17 protein-coding genes are annotated in these 17,545 nt (G+C 72.8%); 10 read left to right on the forward strand and 7 right to left on the reverse strand.

Annotated elements, in window-relative coordinates; translation table 11 throughout:
* The first annotated feature begins 1 nt into the window (after position 1).
* From ABGB16_RS07325 to ABGB16_RS07345, 5 genes are all read left to right on the forward strand, one after another.
* On the forward strand, positions 2-2,191 hold the full coding sequence (locus ABGB16_RS07325) for a bifunctional glycosyltransferase family 2 protein/CDP-glycerol:glycerophosphate glycerophosphotransferase (protein ID WP_347667194.1): 2,190 nt from the start codon (positions 2-4) through the stop codon (positions 2,189-2,191).
* 145 nt (positions 2,192-2,336) lie between these two features.
* Positions 2,337-3,638, forward strand: a complete 1,302-nt coding sequence (locus ABGB16_RS07330; RefSeq protein ID WP_347667271.1) for an ABC transporter ATP-binding protein — start codon at positions 2,337-2,339, stop codon at positions 3,636-3,638.
* A 74-nt stretch (positions 3,639-3,712) separates the two neighbouring features.
* Positions 3,713-4,180 carry a DUF4442 domain-containing protein gene (locus ABGB16_RS07335; protein ID WP_347667195.1) on the forward strand — a complete coding sequence of 156 codons (468 nt, stop codon included), beginning with the start codon at positions 3,713-3,715 and terminating at the stop codon, positions 4,178-4,180.
* Between the two features lie 64 nt (positions 4,181-4,244).
* Positions 4,245-4,997 (forward strand): beta-phosphoglucomutase family hydrolase, encoded by a 753-nt coding sequence (locus ABGB16_RS07340; RefSeq protein WP_347667196.1) that lies wholly within the window; start codon positions 4,245-4,247, stop codon positions 4,995-4,997.
* Positions 4,994-7,366 (forward strand): glycosyl hydrolase family 65 protein, encoded by a 2,373-nt coding sequence (locus ABGB16_RS07345; protein WP_347667197.1) that lies wholly within the window; start codon positions 4,994-4,996, stop codon positions 7,364-7,366. Before ABGB16_RS07340 ends, ABGB16_RS07345 begins: the two co-directional genes overlap by 4 nt.
* A gap of 153 nt (positions 7,367-7,519) precedes the next feature.
* Here the strand turns inward: ABGB16_RS07345 and ABGB16_RS07350 are convergent, their stop codons facing one another.
* Positions 7,520-7,702, reverse strand: a complete 183-nt coding sequence (locus ABGB16_RS07350) for a hypothetical protein (RefSeq protein WP_347667198.1) — start codon at positions 7,700-7,702, stop codon at positions 7,520-7,522.
* 189 nt (positions 7,703-7,891) lie between these two features.
* On the opposite strand from ABGB16_RS07350, the gene ABGB16_RS07355 reads away from it, so the two are divergent.
* Entirely contained in the window at positions 7,892-8,014 is a 123-nt protein-coding gene (locus ABGB16_RS07355; RefSeq protein ID WP_347667199.1) for a hypothetical protein, read from the forward strand.
* A gap of 161 nt (positions 8,015-8,175) precedes the next feature.
* Positions 8,176-9,483 carry an MFS transporter gene (locus ABGB16_RS07360; protein ID WP_347667200.1) on the forward strand — a complete coding sequence of 436 codons (1,308 nt, stop codon included), beginning with the start codon at positions 8,176-8,178 and terminating at the stop codon, positions 9,481-9,483.
* A 6-nt stretch (positions 9,484-9,489) separates the two neighbouring features.
* Here ABGB16_RS07360 and ABGB16_RS07365 read toward each other — a convergent pair whose 3' ends face one another.
* Both ABGB16_RS07365 and ABGB16_RS07370 read right to left on the reverse strand, forming a co-directional pair.
* Complete coding sequence (locus ABGB16_RS07365; RefSeq protein ID WP_347667201.1) at positions 9,490-11,511, reverse strand: glycogen debranching N-terminal domain-containing protein; 2,022 nt, start codon at positions 11,509-11,511, stop codon at positions 9,490-9,492.
* A complete protein-coding gene (locus ABGB16_RS07370) occupies positions 11,508-11,882 on the reverse strand; it encodes an SCP2 sterol-binding domain-containing protein (RefSeq protein WP_347667202.1) in 375 nt (124 codons plus the stop codon). The genes ABGB16_RS07365 and ABGB16_RS07370 overlap by 4 nt, the downstream gene beginning before the upstream one ends.
* A 357-nt stretch (positions 11,883-12,239) precedes the next feature.
* Between ABGB16_RS07370 and ABGB16_RS07375 the strand changes: the two genes are divergently transcribed.
* Positions 12,240-12,878: a dienelactone hydrolase family protein gene (locus ABGB16_RS07375; RefSeq protein WP_347667203.1), complete on the forward strand. Its 639-nt coding sequence runs from the start codon at positions 12,240-12,242 to the stop codon at positions 12,876-12,878.
* Positions 12,879-12,905: 27 nt separating this feature from the next.
* On the opposite strand, the gene ABGB16_RS07380 is transcribed toward ABGB16_RS07375, so the two are convergent.
* On the reverse strand, positions 12,906-14,138 hold the full coding sequence (locus ABGB16_RS07380) for an AI-2E family transporter (protein WP_347667204.1): 1,233 nt from the start codon (positions 14,136-14,138) through the stop codon (positions 12,906-12,908).
* A 225-nt stretch (positions 14,139-14,363) separates the two neighbouring features.
* Between ABGB16_RS07380 and ABGB16_RS07385 the strand changes: the two genes are divergently transcribed.
* Positions 14,364-14,549, forward strand: a complete 186-nt coding sequence (locus ABGB16_RS07385) for an antitoxin (protein WP_347667205.1) — start codon at positions 14,364-14,366, stop codon at positions 14,547-14,549.
* A gap of 225 nt (positions 14,550-14,774) precedes the next feature.
* On the forward strand, positions 14,775-15,023 hold the full coding sequence (locus tag ABGB16_RS07390) for a ferredoxin (RefSeq protein WP_347667206.1): 249 nt from the start codon (positions 14,775-14,777) through the stop codon (positions 15,021-15,023).
* A gap of 77 nt (positions 15,024-15,100) precedes the next feature.
* Here ABGB16_RS07390 and ABGB16_RS07395 read toward each other — a convergent pair whose 3' ends face one another.
* The 3 genes from ABGB16_RS07395 to ABGB16_RS07405 form a co-directional block, all read right to left on the reverse strand.
* Positions 15,101-15,988 carry an aminoglycoside phosphotransferase family protein gene (locus tag ABGB16_RS07395; RefSeq protein WP_347667207.1) on the reverse strand — a complete coding sequence of 296 codons (888 nt, stop codon included), beginning with the start codon at positions 15,986-15,988 and terminating at the stop codon, positions 15,101-15,103.
* Positions 15,989-16,189: 201 nt separating this feature from the next.
* Positions 16,190-16,831 carry a C39 family peptidase gene (locus tag ABGB16_RS07400; RefSeq protein ID WP_347667208.1) on the reverse strand — a complete coding sequence of 214 codons (642 nt, stop codon included), beginning with the start codon at positions 16,829-16,831 and terminating at the stop codon, positions 16,190-16,192.
* Between the two features lie 295 nt (positions 16,832-17,126).
* Positions 17,127-17,504 (reverse strand): YkvA family protein, encoded by a 378-nt coding sequence (locus ABGB16_RS07405; RefSeq protein ID WP_347667209.1) that lies wholly within the window; start codon positions 17,502-17,504, stop codon positions 17,127-17,129.
* Between the last annotated feature and the right edge of the window lie 41 nt (positions 17,505-17,545).

Raw genomic sequence — 17,545 nt, forward strand, 5'->3', positions numbered from 1 at the left:
GATGCCGCTGATCAGCTTCGTCGTACCGGCCTTCCGGGTGCAGGCGTACCTGCGCGAGTGCCTCGACTCGATCCTCGGCCAGCCGTTCGACGACGTCGAGGTGATCGGCGTCGACGACCACTCGCCGGACGGCAGCGGCGACATCCTGGCCGGGTACGCGGACCGCGACCACCGGGTCCGCGCCGTCCGGCTGCCGCGCAACGTCGGCCTGGGTCCGGCCCGCAACGCCGGGCTGGACCTGGCCGCCGGCGAGTACGTCTGGTTCGTCGACGGCGACGACTGGCTGGCCCCGGACTGCCTGCCCGAGGTGGCCGCCCGGCTCCGGGCCACCCGCCCCGACGTGCTGCTCGTCGACCACGTCCGGGTGCACTGGGACAACCGGGTCGTGGGCAGCGCGCTGGCCGAGGTGTTCCCGGACCCGCCGGGGCCGGTCACGTTCCGGCTGCGTGAGCGGCCGGAGGCGATGCGGCTGCTGCACACGGCCTGGAACCGGCTGGTCCGCCGGCGGTTCCTGGTGGACCTGGGCCTGCGCTTCCCGCCCGGCTGGTACGAGGACGTTCCGTTCAGCTACCCCGTGCTGATGGCCGCCGAGCGGATCGGGGTGCTGGACCGGGTCTGCCTGAACTACCGGCAGCGCCGGGCGGGGGCGATCACCCGGACCCGCGGGGACCGGCACTTCGAGGTGTTCGCCCAGTGGCACCGGGTGTTCCGGCTGATGGACGAGTGGGGCGTGGACGACCTGCGCCCGGCGGTCTTCGAGCGGATGATCTGGCACTACCTCACGGTGCTCGGCAACGGCGACCGGATCGCCCCCGAGCTGCGGCCCGCGTTCTTCGCCCGGATCACCGCCGACCACGCCCGGTGGCGGCCGCCCGCCGGCGCTTCCGTCCCACCCGGGGTCGACGGGCTCAGGCATCGGCTGGTCGCCGCCGGCCGGTGGCGCACGTTCAGCGTGCTGCGGGCGGCCCACCAGGCCGGGGAGGCGGCCCGGCGGCAGGTTCGGCGGCTGGCGCCGGTGGCCCGCCGAACCGCCCGGCTGGGCCGGGACGCGGCGCTGCGTGAGTACTACCGGGCCGAACTGACCCGGCCGATCGACCCGACGCTGGCCGTGTACGCCGCCTACTGGTACCGCGGCTACGCCTGCAACCCCGCCGCGATCTACGAGGCGGCCCGCCGGCTGGCCCCGCACGTGCGCGGGGTGTGGGTCGTCCGGCGGGACCGGGTGGACTCGCTGCCGTCGGGCGTGGAGTACGTGGTGGCCGGCAGCCGGGCGTACCACCGGGCGCTGGCCCGGGCGAGGTGGCTGGTCAACAACGTCAACTTCCCGGACTTCGTACGCAAGCGGCCGGGCTCGGTGCACGTGCAGACCCACCACGGCACCCCGGTCAAGGTGATGGGGCTGGACCAGCAGCGGTACCCGCTCGGCGCGGTCGGCATGGACTTCGGCGACCTGCTGCGGCGGGTGGACCGCTGGGACTACAGCGTCTCGGCGAACGCCTTCTCCACCCAGATGTGGGAGCGGGCGTACCCGGCCGCGTACACCACCCTGGAGGTCGGGTACCCGCGCAACGACCGACTGGTCACCGCCGGCCCCGACGAGGTGCGCGAGGCGCGGTCCCGGCTCGGCCTCGCCGCCGGCGACCGGGTGGCGCTGTACGCCCCGACGCACCGCGAGCACCTGCCCGGCTACCGGCCGCCGTTCGACCCCGGGCTGCTGCTGGACTCGCTCGGCCCGGCCGGGCGGCTGCTGCTGCGCAGCCACTACTTCCACGACCGGGACCGGCGCCCCCGCGGCACCGGGCCGGTGCTGAGCGCCGGCGGCGTCAGGGTGCTGGACGTCAGCGACCACGACCGGGTCGAGGACCTCTACCTCGCCGCCGACGTGCTGGTCACCGACTACTCGTCCGCGATGTTCGACTACGCCGTGCTGGACCGGCCGATCGTCGTGTACGCGCCGGACTGGGAGGCGTACCGGCTGGCCAGGGGCGTCTACTTCGACCTGCTCACCGAGCCTCCGGGGGCGGTGGCGACCAGCTTCCCCGCCCTGCTCGACCTGTTCCGAACGGGTGCGGTCGACGCCGCCGCCGCGACGGCCGCCCGGCGGCGGTTCCGGGCCAGGTTCTGCGCCCTGGACGACGGGCATGCCGCCGAGCGGGTGGTCCGCCGGGTCTTCCTCGGCGAGCCGGCGTGACCCGGTCCTCGTCGGGCCCTCCGGATCGGGGCCGTAATAGGTCTGTTATTGGCCGAACATGGCACGTTTACCCGATGCGCGAAAACGCATGATTCTGGTCACATTCTTTTTCGGGGTTCTGGCCGACGAGCTGTGGGAGGTGACGGTGACCACCGTCGCGCTCAAGGATGTGACCAAGGTGTTTCCGGACGGCACTGTCGCCGTGGACGCCATCAACCTGGACGTCAACGACGGTGAGTTCATGGTCCTGCTCGGCCCCTCCGGGTGCGGGAAGTCCACCGTGCTGCGCATGGTGGCGGGCCTGGAGTCCCCCAGCTCCGGGGCGGTGCTGCTCGGTGGCGAGCTGGCGAACGACCTGCCGCCCCGGGACCGGAAGATCGCCATGGTCTTCCAGGACTTCGCGCTCTACCCGCACATGTCGGTGGGAGACAACATCGCCTTCCCGCTGCGGCTGGCCGGGGTCGATCCGGCGCCGCGCGACGAGCAGGTCGCCGGCGTGGCCAGCGCGCTGGGCATCGGCGACGTGCTGGCCCGCAAGCCCAGCCAGCTCTCCGGCGGACAGCGGCAGCGGGTCGCCATGGGCCGGGCCATCATCCGACGGCCGGGTCTGTTCCTGATGGACGAGCCGCTGTCCAACCTGGACAGCGGCCTGCGCGCGGAGCTGCGGGCGGAGATCTCCGGCCTGACCCGCGAGCTGGGCGTCACCACCATCTACGTCACGCACGACCAGGCCGAGGCGCTGACGATGGCCGACCGGGTGGCCATCATGCGCCGGGGCGTGCTCCAGGATGTCGGCACCCCCACCCAGGTGTACGGGCGCCCGGCCACCCTCTACGTCGCCGCGTTCCTCGGGAGCCCCCGGATGAACCTGCTGGAGGCGTCGGTCTACGTGCACCTCGACCGGTACGTCGCGCTCCATCTCGGCGACCAGGCCATCTACCTGCCGTGGAACGACATCCGCAGCCGCGCGGTCGCGCACTACCACGGCGAGCGGATCGTGGTCGGCATGCGGGCCGAGGCGCTCACCCCGGTCTCCCCGGACGCGCCGGGCGACGTGCTCCGGGGCCGCATCCGCTACCTGGAGCACCACGGGCACGAGTCGTTGGCCTTCCTCGACATCGGGGCCACCGCCGTCGTGGTGGACGAGATGGGCGGCCCCGCCGACTCCGGCTCCGCGGAGCAGCGCGGCCGGCGCCGGCTCGGCCAGGTCGTGCAGCGGCTCACCGGCCGGGTCGGCGAGCCGCCCGCCGAGCCCGCCCCGCACGACCGGCGGACCAGCGTGCTCAGCGACCCGGGCCGGCACCACCGCCGCGCGGCGGAGCTGACCGTGCGGCTCGCGCCGTACCCGGCCGTCGCCGCGGGCCACCCGCTGGCCGTCTCCGTACGCATGGACGCCCTGCACTTCTTCGACGAGCGCGGGGACCGGATCGACGTGGGCTGGCGCTGAGCCGCGCGGATGGCGGGGCGGCGGCCCGGTCCCGGGGCCTTGCCCGCGAAGTTACCGGGGAGTAGCGTGCGGGCATGACGATCGACTCCCGCCAGGTCGCGGCCGGCATGCTGGAGGCCGTGCCCTTCGCCCGTACGCTCGGCTTCGAGTTCGTCGAGGTGGCCCCGGAGGCCGAGGGCGGGGTGCGGGCCGTGGTCCGGCTGCCCGACTCGCCGGCCGTGCACAACCACGTCGGCGGCCCGCACGCCGGGGCGATGTTCACCCTCGGCGAAACGGCCTCCGGGACGGTGGTGATGGCCGCGTTCGGGCAGGTGCTCGACCGGGCCGTGCCGCTGGCGGTACGGGCGGACATCGCGTACCGGAAGCTGGCGATGGGGCCGGTGCGGGCCACCGCGCGCCTCGGCCGGCCGGCGCCCGAGGTGATCGCCGAGCTGGAGGCCGGCCAGCGGCCCGAGTTCCCGGTCGAGGTCGAGATCGCCACCGAGGATGGCACGCCGACGGGGGCGATGACCGTGGTCTGGACGCTGCGCCCCAATCGCTGAGCCCGTTGCCTCCAGGCGAGCCGAAACGGGTTTGCCGGGTCCGGCCGGTGGATAGATTCGTACCGTGCTGGGCCTGCCTGCTCACGTGACCGCCTGTCTCTTCGACCTGGACGGTGTGCTGACGCAGACCGCCCGGGTGCACAACGCCGCGTGGGCCGAGACGTTCGACGCGTTCCTCCGGCGGCGCGCGGCCGAGACGGGGGAGCCGTTCCGGCCGTACGACCCGGGGGCCGACTACAACCGGTACGTCGACGGCAGGCCCCGGGCCGACGGGGTGCGCTCCTTCCTCGCCTCCCGGGGGATCACCCTCCCGGAGGGCTCGCCGAACGACCCGGCGGACGCGGATACCGTGCACGGGGTGGGCAACCGGAAGAACGCCGTCCTGCTGCGGCGCATCCGCTCCGACGGGGTCGAGGTCTATCCCGGCTCGGTGGCGTACCTGCGGGCGGCGGCCGAGGCGGGGCTGCGCCGCGCCGTGGTGTCGGCGAGCGCCAACTGCCGGGAGGTGGTCGCGGCGGCGGGACTCGAACCGCTGCTGGAGGCCCGGGTGGACGGGCTGGTGGCCCGGGCCGAGGGGCTGCGCGGCAAGCCGTACCCGGACACCTTCCTGGCCGGGGCGAGGCTGCTGGGCGTCGAGCCCGCGCAGGCCGCCGTCTTCGAGGACGCGCAGGCCGGGGTGGCCGCCGGCCGGGCGGGCGGGTTCGGCCACGTGATCGGCGTCGACCGGGTGGGCCAGGCCGACGAGCTGCGGGCGCACGGCGCGCACGTCGTGGTGACCGACCTCGCCGAGCTGATGGACCGGGAGGCGGCGGCATGATCCGGGAGCGGGCCTATCCGGTGGAGCCCTGGCACGTCCGGGAGACCCGCCTCGACCTGGACGTGCTGGCCCAGTCGGAGTCGGTGTTCGCGCTCTCCAACGGCCATATCGGCCTGCGCGGCAACCTGGACGAGGGCGAGCCGCACGGCTTGCCCGGCACCTATCTGAACTCCTTCTACGAGCTGCGGCCGCTGCCGTACGCGGAGGCGGGCTTCGGCTTCCCCGAGTCGGGCCAGACCATCGTCAACGTCACCAACGGCAAGCTGATCCGGCTGCTGGTCGACGACGAGCCGCTCGACGTCCGGTACGGCGAACTGCTCTCCCACGAGCGGATCCTCGACCTGCGGGCCGGCACCCTGCACCGGGAGGCGCACTGGCGCTCGCCGGCCGGCCGGGAGGTGAAGGTCCGCAGCACCCGGCTGGTGTCGTTCACGCAGCGGGCGCTGGCCGCGATCAACTACGAGGTCGAGGCTGTCGACGGGCCGCTGCGGCTGATCCTGCAGTCGGAGCTGGTGGCGAACGAGTCGCTGCCGGCGCAGAGCCGGGACCCCCGGGTGGCGGCCGTCCTGGAGTCCCCGTTGCAGTCCGAGGAGCAGCTGACCACCGACGACGGCGGGCTGCTCATCCACCGGACCAAGGTCAGCGGGCTGCGGGTCGCCGCCGCGATGGACCACGACGTGTACGGCCCGGAGCACACCACGCTCGAGACGGAGGGGCACGCGGACTGGGTGCGTACCACCGTCGGGTGCGTGCTAAGGCCGGGCCAGGCGCTGCGGGTGGTCAAGTACCTGACGTACGGCTGGTCGAGCAGGCGGTCCCTGCCGGCGCTGCGCGACCAGGTCGGCGCGGCCGTCGCCGCGGCGCGGCTGGACGGCTGGGACGGGCTGCGTCGGGAGCAGCGGGAGTACCTCGACGAGTTCTGGGACGCCGCCGACGTGCGGGTCGAGGGCGACCCGGAGGTGCAGCAGGCGGTCCGGTTCGGGCTGTTCCACGTGCTCCAGGCCGGCGCCCGCGCCGAGCGCCGGCCGATCGCCGCCAAGGGCCTGACCGGCCCGGGGTACGACGGGCACGCGTTCTGGGACACCGAGATGTTCGTGCTACCGCTGCTCACCTACACCCAGCCCTCGGCGGCGCGCGACGCCCTGCACTGGCGGCACTCGACGCTCGAACAGGCACACGAGCGGGCCCGCACGCTGAACCTGCGGGGGGCGGCGTTCCCGTGGCGCACCATCGAGGGGCCGGAGTCGTCGGCGTACTGGCCGGCGGGGACCGCCGCGTTCCACATCGCCGCTGGCGTGGCCGACGCCGTGCGCCGGTACGTGCAGGTCACCGGGGACGTCCAGATGGAGCGGGACATCGGCCTGGAGCTGTTCGTCGAGACGGCCCGGCTGTGGCGCTCGCTGGGGCACCACGACCGCAACGGCCGGTTCCACGTCGACGGGGTGACCGGGCCGGACGAGTACACGGCGGTGAAGAACGACAACATCTACACCAACCTGATGGCGCAGCGGAACCTGTTGACCGCGGCGGAGTGCACGATGCGCCACCGGGACCAGGCGTTCGACCTCGGGGTGACCGAGGAGGAGGCGGCCGCCTGGCGGGACGCGGCGAACGCCATGACCGTGCCGTACGACGACGAGATCGGCGTGCACGAGCAGGTGGAGGGCTTCACCCGGCAGCAGGAGTGGGAATTCCCGCATACCCCGCCCGAGAAGTACCCGCTGCTGCTGCACTACCCGTACTTCGACCTGTACCGCAAGCAGGTGGTCAAGCAGGCCGACCTGGTGCTGGCCATGCACTGGCGGGGGGACGCGTTCACGACGGAGGAGAAGCGGCGCAACTTCCTCTACTACGAGCGGCGTACCGTGCGCGACTCGTCGCTGTCGGCGTGCACCCAGGCGGTGATCGCCGCCGAGGTCGGGTACCTGGAGCTGGCGCACCGGTACCTGCGCGAGGCGGCGCTGATGGACCTGCACGACCTCAACGAGAACACCCGCGACGGCGTGCACATGGCCTCGCTGGCCGGGGCGTGGATCGCCCTGGTCGCCGGCTTCGGCGGGCTGCGCGACCACGAGGGGCTGCTGACGTTCGCGCCCCGGCTGCCGAGCCGGCTCAGCCGGCTGGAGTTCTCGTTGCAGTGGCGGGGGATGCGGTTGCGCGTCGACGTCCGGCAGCACCAGACGACGTACGCGCTGCGGCACGGCCACGAGGGCGACATGGTGGAACTGCGGCACCACGGCGAGAAGGTGCGGGTGACCTTCGCCGAGCCGGTCACCGTGCCGGTGCCGCCGGCCGGGCCGCCGGGCCCGGAGCCGGAGCAGCCGCCCGGCCGCGCCCCGCTGCTGCATCTGCCCGAGGAGGGCAGCTGAGCCCCGTCTCGGATGCCGTGGCGCTGCCGTTCCGCCGTCGCCTCTGGGTGCTGCGACGCCGCCCGTCGCCTCGGGTGCGTGGCGCTGCCGCCTCGGGTGGCTTGGGCACCGCCGCCTCGGGCGGGCGTCGGGCGCCCACCCGAGGCGGAGCGGTCAGAACTGCGGGCCGTTGGAGGGGCGCCCGGCCGCGTCGCGCGGCGCCATCGCGCGCGGATCGTCGCCGGTGCGGGCCTGCGCCGCCTCGTCCGCCCAGTCCCGGCCGCGCTCGTCCTCCTGTGCCCGCCGCTCCCGCTCGGCGGTCTGCTGCCTGGACCTGTCGTCCTGCTGTCGACCCATGACGATCCTCGCGATCCGTCGGGGCGCGCCTGCGCCGGTACTGCGGTCACCCCGGGCCTTCCCGATCGACCCGCCCGCAAACGGGCGGCGCGCCCGCCGCCCGCCGTCCGCCGTCCGCCGCGCTCAGGGTTCGTGACCCCGCCGCCCGACGCGAAGACCAACTCGCCGCGATCCGCGAGGAGCTGACGCGTGTCAAGGCCCGCCCGGGAAGTCGACGCGACCAAGGCGAAGGCCAAGGCGGCCAAGACCGGCAAGCGCCCCGTAGTCCCTTCGGACGCCCCGCACCGCAAGGCCGAGTGCGCGCTTCGCTGACCTCGAACGTAGCGCGTCAAACGTGCCGCTGTGGGGCGGTCGGTGTGCGACCATTAATCACCAATAGATCATTAAAACGAATCGTGCAGCTAATAGATTGTGATCGGTGTTTCGCGCCCGGGCGGGTGGATCCGCGCTGGCGATCCGAAAGGGGTCGATCGGTGGCTGAGCAAGGGCAGGGGGACTCCCATCTGGCGCATGTCGCCCTGACCAGCTTCATCGGTACCACGATCGAGTGGTACGACTTCATCCTCTTCGGGGTCGCCGCCGCCACGGTATTCGATAAGTTGTTCTTTCCTGCCCTCAGCCCGACCGCCGGTGCGTTGGCCTCCTTCGCGACCTTCGGGGTCGCGTTCGTCGCCAGGCCGTTCGGCGCAGCGCTGTTCGGGCATTTCGGAGACCGGATCGGGCGAAAACCGATTTTCATTCTGGCGCTGCTGATCATGTGTGTCGGCACGTTGGGTATCGGGCTGCTCCCCACGTACGCGGCCATCGGCCTCTGGGCGCCGGCGCTACTGCTCGCGACCCGGTTGATGCAGGGTGTGGCGGTGGGTGGGGAATGGGGCGGCGCGGTGTTGATGGTGGTCGAACACGCGCCGCCGTCGAAGCGGGGCTTCTACGGCGCCTGGCCGCAGGCTGGTGCTTCCCTGGCCCTGGCCCTGGCCAACGGGGCATTCTATCTTGTCGGTCTGCTTCCGGAGGAGCAATTCCTGAGCTGGGGATGGCGGATCCCGTTTCTCGCCAGCATCGTGTTGTTCTTCGTCGGGCTCTACGCCAGGCGGCACGTGCTGGAGTCTCCGGCCTTTCGGGACGTCAGGGAGTCGGGACGGCGCTCCGCCGTACCGCTTGTCCAGCTTCTCCGTACGCAGAAAAAGGGTCTGATCATCGGGAGCGCGAGCCTGGGCGCGGCGAACATAACGTTCTACGTCGCGACGGTGTTCATCTTGTCGTACGGCCCCAAGACGGTGGGCATCTCCCAGAACGCGGTGCTGGCCGCAATCGTCGTCGCCGCGCTCGTGGCCGTGCCACTGAACCTGCTCGGGGCGGCGATCTCGGATCGGCTGGGCCGAAGGCGCCTCATCATCGGCGGCGCGATCTTCACGGCCGTCATCGCCTTTCCGTTCTTCTGGCTCTTCGACACCGGGAATCCGTTCCTGGTCGGCGTGGCGCTCGTGCTGATGGTGGCGGTCAGCAGCGCGGTCACCTACGCCCCGTTGTCGAGTTTCATCGCCGAACTGTTCGACCCCCGCGTGCGGTACACCGGCGCCGCGCTCTCGTACCACCTGGCCGGGACGGTGCTGGCGGGACCGGCACCGTTCATCGCGGCGGCTTTGTACTCGAAGGCGGGTAGTCCCTGGGCGATCGCGGTGTACATCATGGCCGGATGCGTGATCACGGTCGTCGCCCTACTGCCTGTCTGGCAGAAGTCGGAGCGCCTTGCCGATGTGGATCAATCAGCGCGGCGGTAGCCGACGCTAGCCCGATGCCGCGCTCGCGTGGCCCCACCGTCCGGGAATGCTATGCAGCTCGATCCGGCCGATGCTGGTGGGCACTGCCGGTTCGACCAGCAGCCGGTCCCCGTCCGGCTCCAGGCCGAGGATGACGCGCAGTAGCAGCAGCGGAGTACCGGTCGACCAGGCCTGTGGGCTGCAGGCGGTCGGGTACTCGACGGGATACCGGGTCAGTTCCCGGTCGTAGCCGGCGAATGCCTCAGGCAGCCGGCCGTGGAAGAACTTCGCAGCGTCGATCATGCCCGCGGCGATGCGTCCCGCCTCGGCCCGGAAGCCGTAGCGCCACAGCCCCCAGGCGATGAACGAGTTGTCGAACGGCCAGACGGTGCCCACGTGGTAGCCGATGGGGTTGTAGCGCCCCTCATCCACGGCCAGCGTCCGCACCCCCCAGCCGGAGAACAGCCGGGGCCCGAGCAAATGCCGCGCGACTGCCTCCGCCCTGGACGGATCGACGATTCCGCTCCAGAGGAGGTGCCCCATGTTCGACGACAGCGAGTCGACCGGCCTGCCGTTGGGATCCAGGGCCAGGGCGTAAAATTCCCCGTCCTCGACCCAGAAGTCGCGGTTGAACCGCGCCCGAAGATCGGCGGCCTCCCGCTCCAGCCGGTCCGCGTATTCCGGGTCGCCCCAGAAGTCACGGGCCAACCGGGCGCCCCGCACCTTCGCGTCGTACGCGTACCCCTGGAGTTCGCAGGTCGCGCGGGGAAAGTCCGGCAGGCGCCCGTCGTGGTAGGAGATCGAGTCCCAGGAGTCCTTCCAGCACTGGTTCACGAGGCCGGTCCGCTCGTTTCGGGTCTGGTACCGGATGTAGCCGTCGCCGAGCAGGTCGCCGTACTCGTCGATCCAGTCGAGTGCGGCACGGGCCTCCGGCTCCAACAGACCGACCAGCTGGCTGTCGCCGCTCCAGCGCTCGTACTCGTCCAGCAGGATCACGAACAGCGGCGTGGCGTCGGCGGTGCCGAAGTACGAGGTGTGCGGCTGCTCCTCGAACGCCGCCGACTCCCCGTACCGCCACTCGTGCATGATCTTGCCTGGTTCCTCGTCCCGGAAATCATCCAGCTTGTTGCCCTGCATGCTCGCCATCAGCGTCAGCGTGTTGGCGGCGAGTTCCGGCGTGAACGGCAGCGTCTGCAGGCTGGTGAGGATGCTGTCGCGGCCGAAGATGGTCATGAACCACGGCAGGCCGGCCGCGGGTATGTTGCTCGCACCGAGGATGAGCGGCGAGAGCTGAAGCGCGGCGAGGTCGACCAGGCTGCGCCGGTACGACTGTTGCAGCGACTCGTGCTGGCAGGTGAGGTGGGGCGCCCGCGCCAGCCAACTCTCCAACTCCCGGCGCAGCTGCCGGTTGGTGGTACCGGGCTGGCCGTGCATGCTACGGCGGATCTCGGTTCCGCGCGTTCCCAGCGTCGTCACGTGCAGCCAGGTCACCCACTTGCCGTGCGGCTGGATGCGGACATCGAAGGTCACCCCGCGTTCGTCGAACGTGGCGGGCGCGGTCGACGAGACCAGCGTCTCCCGACGGAAGGCCTCCCGTTCGTAGCCCAGCCGCAGGCGCCCGTGCTCGGGCCGGACGTACACGTTGCCCTTCTTGTTCCTCACATCCTTGATCTCGAACAGGTCGGCGAAGTCGCTCTCGATCTCTAGCCGGATGACGAGGTCCACCGCCTCACGGCTGTGGTTGAGTACCGTCAGTTGCTCGTCGAAGCTACCGCCGACCGAGCGCTGGCGGATGACCGACACCTTGGCGTCGACGTAGTGGGTCGGTTTGCCCGGGACCAGGAAGAAACGTGTCTCGAAATACTGCAGATCGTCGACTGACAGCGCCTGGAGGCGCTCGCCGTTGACGCTCAACTCCCACTTCGACAGGAATCGGGTGTCGAACGAGAACAGACCGGTCGGAAACTCCGGAGACGGGGTGATGTCGCCGCGCCTGTCGCTGACCACGAAGGTGTTGCCGTTCAGGATCCTGACCGTGTCCTCGCTCATCGCCGCAGCTCTCCGCGCCGCGCGACCGGCCGGGGATCCCGGGCTTGAGGTGGCCCGGGAAGGACCCGCTGGAAGAGGTCGAGCATGTACAGCCGGCCCACGAGCTTTATCTCGCTACGCAGCCAGGCCGCGTAGACGTTCGCCTCGCCGCGCACGATGCGCGCGAACAACGCCTCGTCGAGCCGGACGGTGCAGTCAGCGCGGCGGTTTTCCCGGGACACCCTGACGTCCCCCTTCTCGATCGTCATGAGCCAGTGGGTGGTGCGATGATCTCGTACGAGGTCGAAGCGGATCGTGCCCGTGACCTGATTGAGCCGGTCGTACCTGCGGCGTACGACCCCGGCGAAAAACTCCGCGATGGGATCCGCCATCAGCTCCTCCCCTCTCGACCCACCCCGACCAGGGTCGTTTGGCGCCAGCGGCTGGCCGGCATCCGAGATGTCGAAGCCAGGACTGTGGCAGCATCGCCCCGACCAGGGTGGGCGCGCATCACCCGGGTTGGGTGATATCGGCCGGGGCAGGGCCGACGGCATTCCTTCGCCTCGGCCGGGCTGACACAGAGCGGGGAGCCCACCCGGACTGCGGCGCGACGCCCCGTACTCCTTGATCGCGCTGCTCAGCGACGGGCGAATCCCCGCCGCCGGGGCGGGTATGCGGGCAGGGACCGGCGGAGAGGGGGCGGAATGGCGACGCGCGGACGGGCGGGTACGACGACCCGCGGCGGCGAGATGACCATACCGGCGGGGGGCGCGCGGCTGCCGGCCGACGTGCACGTCCCGGACGAGGCGACGGGCGTGGTGCTCTTCGCGCACGGCAGCGGCAGTTCGCGGCACAGCCCGCGCAACGTCGCCGTCGCCCGCGTGCTGCACCGGCGGGCGCTGGCCACCGTGCTGGTGGACCTGCTCACCCCCGAGGAGGAGCGGGTCGACGTCCGGACCGCCGAGCTGCGGTTCGACATCGGGATGCTCGCGGGCCGGCTGGCCGCGATGGTGGACTGGATGGCCGACGAGCCGACCCTGGGCCGGCTGCCGGCGGGCCTGTTCGGGGCCAGCACGGGGGCGGCGGCAGCCCTGGTCGCGGCGGCTGCCCGCCCCGAGCGGGTGGGCGCGGTGGTGTCCCGCGGCGGACGCCCGGACCTGGCCGGCGAGGCCCTGTCCCGGGTGCACGCCCCGACGCTGCTGCTGGTCGGCGGCCTGGACGAGCAGGTGATCACCCTCAACGAGCAGGCCATGGTCGAGCTGGGCTCGGTGGGCGAGCTGCGGATCGTGCCCGGCGCGACCCACCTGTTCGAGGAGCCGGGCACCCTGGAGCAGGTCGCCGACGCCGCGGCCGACTGGTTCGCGACCCACCTGCGCCCGCCGGGCTGACCCGCCGTCCCGGGCCCGCCGCGCCGCTCACCCGGGCGGCTCCTCGACGGCGGCCCGCCGGTGCCGCTGCACGGTGTCGACCACCCGGTACGCCACCGCGGTGATCGGCACCGCGACGAACGCCCCGGCGATGCCGGCGATCAGCGTGCCGGCGGTCACCGCGATCAGGATCACCGCGGGGTGCAGCCGCACCTGGCGCTTCATCACCAGCGGCTCCAGCAGGTTCCCCTCGATCTGCTGCACCGCGATCACGGCGGCCAGGGTGAGCAGTGCCACCCCCGGCCCCTTGGCGGCCAGCGCCACCAGGACGGCCACCGCCCCGGCCAGGGTGGCGCCGATGATCGGCACGAACCCGCCGAGGAACGTGATCAGGGCCAGCGGCAGCGCGAGCGGCACCCGGAGCAGCGCCAGGGCCAGGCCGATGCCGATGGCGTCGATCGCCGCGATGATCATCGTGCCCCGGCTGTACGCGCCGAGCGTCCGCCAGCCCACCCGACCGGCCTCGGCGACGACCTCCCGGTTCGGCCCGGTCATCCGGCGCAGCGTCCACTGCCACATCGACCGGCCGTCCTTGAGCAGGAAGAACAGCAGCACCAGGGCGAACAGGACGAAGCCGGCCACCTCGGCGGCCGTCCGGAGCCCGCCGACCGGGTCGGGGACGCTCCCGCCGAACGCCCGGCGGGCCTGCCGGACCAGCCGGTCCAACTGCCCGTCGCTGATCGGGAGCGTCGACGTGACGAAGTCCCGGGCGCGTTCGAGCCCCTGGCCCAGCTCCTGGCTCAGCTCCCCGAACTGGCTGGCCGTCAGGTTCCACACCAGCACGCCGACCCCGACGAGGACCCCGAGCGGCAACAGCACGGTGAGCAGGGCGGCCGGCGCCGGCGGCAGCCGCAGCCGGCGCAGCAGAAGCAGCGCCGGGTCGAGCAGCGCGGCGAGGAACAGGGCCGCGGCCAGGGCGACGGCCAGCGGGGCCAGCAGCGTGGCGACCTTCCCGAGCAGGTAGAGCCCGGCGGCGACCACCACCAGGCAGGCGCTCCACACCACCGCCGAGCGGACCAGCCAGGGCAGCGCCGCCCACGTCTGCCGGGGCCCGGCCGCCGGCTCGGCCGCCGCCCCGTGGCCGGGTCGGTTCTGCCCGCCGGGCGCCGGGCGTGCCGGGGTGCTCTCCGCGGCGGGCGTCCCGTCGGGCGTCGGGCGTGCCGGGGCGCTGTCCCCGGCCGGCGTCGTCTCGGGCGTCCGCCCGGCACCGTCCTCGACCACTTCGGCCCTCCTCGATCCGCCACGTCCCTACCCGGTCGGCGGCTCTTCGACACCCCCGCCGGCGGCGCCCTCGTCCGCGCGGGGGACGGTGGACGAGTTCGCCGGAACGCCTCGGAGCGGCCCGGTTTGCCCGGAGGTGCTGCCCGGTTTGCCCGGGGGAGCGGCCCGGTTTGGCCGGTGGGACTCAGGGAACGCTCCCGGACGGACCGAGTTGAGGAGGCCGCGATGAGGGACTTCATGGACAAGGCCGAGGACTTCGTCGACAAGCACGAAAAGCAGGTGGACGAGGGCCTCGCCAAGGCCGGCAGGGAGGCCGACAAGCGCACGGGCGGCAGGTACGGCGAGCAGATCGACAAGGGCGTCGAGGCGGCCCAGCGGCGTACCGGCAGCGGGGACACCCCGCCCCGCTGACCCCCGTACGCCCCTCCCGGGTCGCCGCAACGCGGTGGCCCGGGAGTCGCGCGTCCGGCCACGGTGCCCGCCGGACGCCTTTTCTCGCGTCGCACGAAATTCAGCCCCGTCACTGGCCCGGCATCGATTCCGTGACTACCATCCGCATTTGGGGCATGACTCACCGTCCGAGCCGTGCGTGCGGGTGAGCACGCCCGCCGGAGTGGACGGAGGGAGGAGGCTCGGGTGAGCACGGACGGCGAGAAGACCGGCGTCGGGTGGCGGCTGCACGTCGACCCGGCCAGGTGCATCGGCACGGGAATCTGCGCCGGCGCGGCGCCCGGGCACTTCCAGCTCGTGGACGGGCTGTCCCGCCCGCTGGCCGAACGGGTGGCTCCGGCCCAGCCGGTGCTGGACGCCGCCGACTCCTGCCCGATGGGGGCGATCGTCGTCTCCGACCTGGAGAGCCAGCGGCGGATCGCGCCCGAGGAGTAGGGAGGAACCCCTCCTGACGCCCGCAGTGGAGAAGGATGCCCTCCCACGCGGGCGGCGCGTGCCCGGCAGGCAGACCGTCACTCCAGGACGGCGGCGAGCGTGCGGCGGGCCGTGTCGGCCATGACGGGATTGGTGTCCACGTAGTACGGCAGTGCCATCGCCGCCTGGAGGATCGCCCAGCCGCGCCCGCGTTCCCAGGTCGCGTCGTCGACGCCGAGCGCCCGCCGGTACGTCTCACGGGCGGCCGGGGACAGCAGGTTCCAGGCCGGCATGAGGTCCACGGCAGGGTCGCCGACGCAGACCGCGCCCAGGTCGATGACGGCGGCGAGCCGGCCGTCGCGGACCAGCAGGTTGCCGGGCATGAGGTCGGCGTGCAGCCACACGTCGGCCCCGGCGTGCGGGGGCGCGTCGAGGCAGCGCCGCCACGCCCGCGCGACGCCGGCGCTGTCGGTCAGCCCGGCGCTCTCGGCGAGGGCGTGCCGGACCATCTCGTCGTTCGGCGCGAGCGGCCCACCCCGGCCCTGCCCGACCCAGCGCCGGCCTCCCGTGTCCACGTCGCGCAGGGCGGCGACGAACCCGGCGAGGTCGCGGGCGAACGGGTGCTCGTCGCCGACCGTCCGGTCGTCCGCCGTCGAGCCGGGGATCCAGCGGTACGCCGCCCAGTGGCCGGGGTAGCCCTCGCCCGGCTCGCCGAGCGCCAGCGGCTCGGGGATCGGGAGGGGCAGCCGGCCGGCGAGCCGGCGGGCGTGCTCCTGTTCGGCGAGGAGTTCGTCCCGCGCCCCGGGGTCCGTGGGCCGCAGGGGGAAGCGCAGCACGACCTCGTCGCCGAGGCGGAAGAGCGCGTTCACCGTGCCGTACGACCGGACGGGTCGGACCGGCAGCGCGCGCCACCGCGGGAACTGGCCGGCGACGAGGTCGGCGACGACCTCGCCGGTGATCTCGACCTGATCGGCGTGCATCTTCATCGGCTCGATCCTGGCCCGCGCGGCGATCGCCCGCCAACGATTTGTCGCGGCGGTCGCGCCGCCAACGATTCACCACGCGACGGTCGCGCCGCCGACGAGATTCCGCGCGGACGGCGTGCGGGCACCGTGCCACATTCCGCGGAGGGACGACGCGAGGGCCGGCCCCCGGCGGGGACCGGCCCTTTGCGGCCCGTGGCCGGATCAGGAGCTGTAACCGCGGCTCGCGATCCAGTTGGCCAGCGCGTTCACGTCCATCCAGTACTCCTGGACGGCCGGGTCGGCCGGGTCGGCGATCTTCACCGTGTTGCCGTCGTCCTTGTACTCGACGACGGTCAGGTAGTGGCCCGGGTAGCTGTGCCCGACGCCGTCGGCGTCGACCGCGCTGCCCAGGACGTTGGCGACCACGGGCCTACCCGCGTCCACGGCGGCCCGCACGTCCGCCCGCAGCCCCTCGACCTGCTCCTTCGAGGCCACGTCCGAGCCGATCTCGGTGGTCTTGTACCTGCCGGGCGCGTACTCGTTCAGCACCCGCGTGATGTCGAAGGCCGAGTCCGTACCGTTCTCGGTCGTGCCCAGCTTCGCGGCCAGCTCGTCCTGGCTCACGATCTTGCCCTCGGCGGACAGGGCGATACGGGTCGAGGCCGGGCCGCAGTAGTAGTAGTTCGGCTGGGCCTGGTACTCGTAGCCCGCCCGGTGCCCGCCCGGGTGGTCGGTCGTCTCGGCGCTGGCCGCGTTCCTGGTCTCGGGGGCGGCGTGCGCGGCCACGGCCGGCCCCACCAGGGCGCCACCGGTCATCAGCAGGCCGGCGACGGACAGCACGCTCTTGAGCAGGATGGGATTCATGTCGAGGCTCCGTTCGGGGGTTTGCCGACTCGGCGCGGAGGCGCAAGCACCGGGAATGGCGCTCGGCTGACGGATTCCGGGAGCACACCCGGTCGGCGTTCCGACGGGCGTCGCGCCCGTGCGGGCGGCCCGGCTTCGGTCGTACGGGGATTTCAACCGCCCGCCCCGCGTCGGCCATCCCGGCCCCGGGGCGACCCTCGTCACGGGGCGACCCGGCAGACCCGGACCTGCCGGGCGAGCGGGTGGCGTGGGCGACGAACCGGTCAACCGGGCACGCACCGCCCGACGGGTCCGATCAGGGCACGGGGCGGCGGGGCGACTCCGCCGGTGTGCCGGGCCGCCCGGGCAGCTGTCGGTCGGCGTCGGGCGGCTGCTGGTCGGCGTCGGGCAGCTGCCGGTCGGCGGCGCGGCGCCGCTGGGCCAGCCGCCCGAGATAGAACAGCGCGCCCGCCAGTACGCCGATGTCGTCCAGGTAGATCGGGTCCGGCAGCACGTCCACCGGGAAGACCGTGTACGCCAGGGCGCCCCAGAAGGCGACCTTGCCGCCGAGGCCCAGCGTGCCGAGCAGCCGGCGGGCGCGTACCACCCGCACGGCGAGCAGGACGGCGCCGACCAGCGTGGCCAGCGCGACCACGCCGGCCAGCCCCACGAGGATCCACTGCTCCTGCGACATGCCCGCCACGTTAGTCGACGGAAGGGAATGACCTTGTCAAC

This window comes from Micromonospora sp. B11E3 (assembly GCF_039871625.1).
In the GTDB taxonomy this organism is placed as follows: Bacteria; Actinomycetota; Actinomycetes; order Mycobacteriales; family Micromonosporaceae; genus Micromonospora.

Bases quoted from the DNA above. Each gene is read 5' to 3' on its own strand.
- ABGB16_RS07345 (WP_347667197.1), top strand. From the start codon at position 4,994: ATGATCCGGGAGCGGGCCTATCCGGTGGAGCCCTGGCACGTCCGGGAG.
- ABGB16_RS07365 (WP_347667201.1), bottom strand. From the start codon at position 11,511: ATGAGCGAGGACACGGTCAGGATCCTGAACGGCAACACCTTCGTGGTC.
- ABGB16_RS07350 (WP_347667198.1), bottom strand. From the start codon at position 7,702: ATGGGTCGACAGCAGGACGACAGGTCCAGGCAGCAGACCGCCGAGCGG.
- ABGB16_RS07370 (WP_347667202.1), bottom strand. From the start codon at position 11,882: ATGGCGGATCCCATCGCGGAGTTTTTCGCCGGGGTCGTACGCCGCAGG.
- ABGB16_RS07385 (WP_347667205.1), top strand. From the start codon at position 14,364: ATGAGGGACTTCATGGACAAGGCCGAGGACTTCGTCGACAAGCACGAA.
- ABGB16_RS07405 (WP_347667209.1), bottom strand. From the start codon at position 17,504: ATGTCGCAGGAGCAGTGGATCCTCGTGGGGCTGGCCGGCGTGGTCGCG.
- ABGB16_RS07335 (WP_347667195.1), top strand. From the start codon at position 3,713: ATGACGATCGACTCCCGCCAGGTCGCGGCCGGCATGCTGGAGGCCGTG.
- ABGB16_RS07325 (WP_347667194.1), top strand. From the start codon at position 2: ATGCCGCTGATCAGCTTCGTCGTACCGGCCTTCCGGGTGCAGGCGTAC.
- ABGB16_RS07375 (WP_347667203.1), top strand. From the start codon at position 12,240: ATGACCATACCGGCGGGGGGCGCGCGGCTGCCGGCCGACGTGCACGTC.
- ABGB16_RS07395 (WP_347667207.1), bottom strand. From the start codon at position 15,988: ATGAAGATGCACGCCGATCAGGTCGAGATCACCGGCGAGGTCGTCGCC.
- ABGB16_RS07400 (WP_347667208.1), bottom strand. From the start codon at position 16,831: ATGAATCCCATCCTGCTCAAGAGCGTGCTGTCCGTCGCCGGCCTGCTG.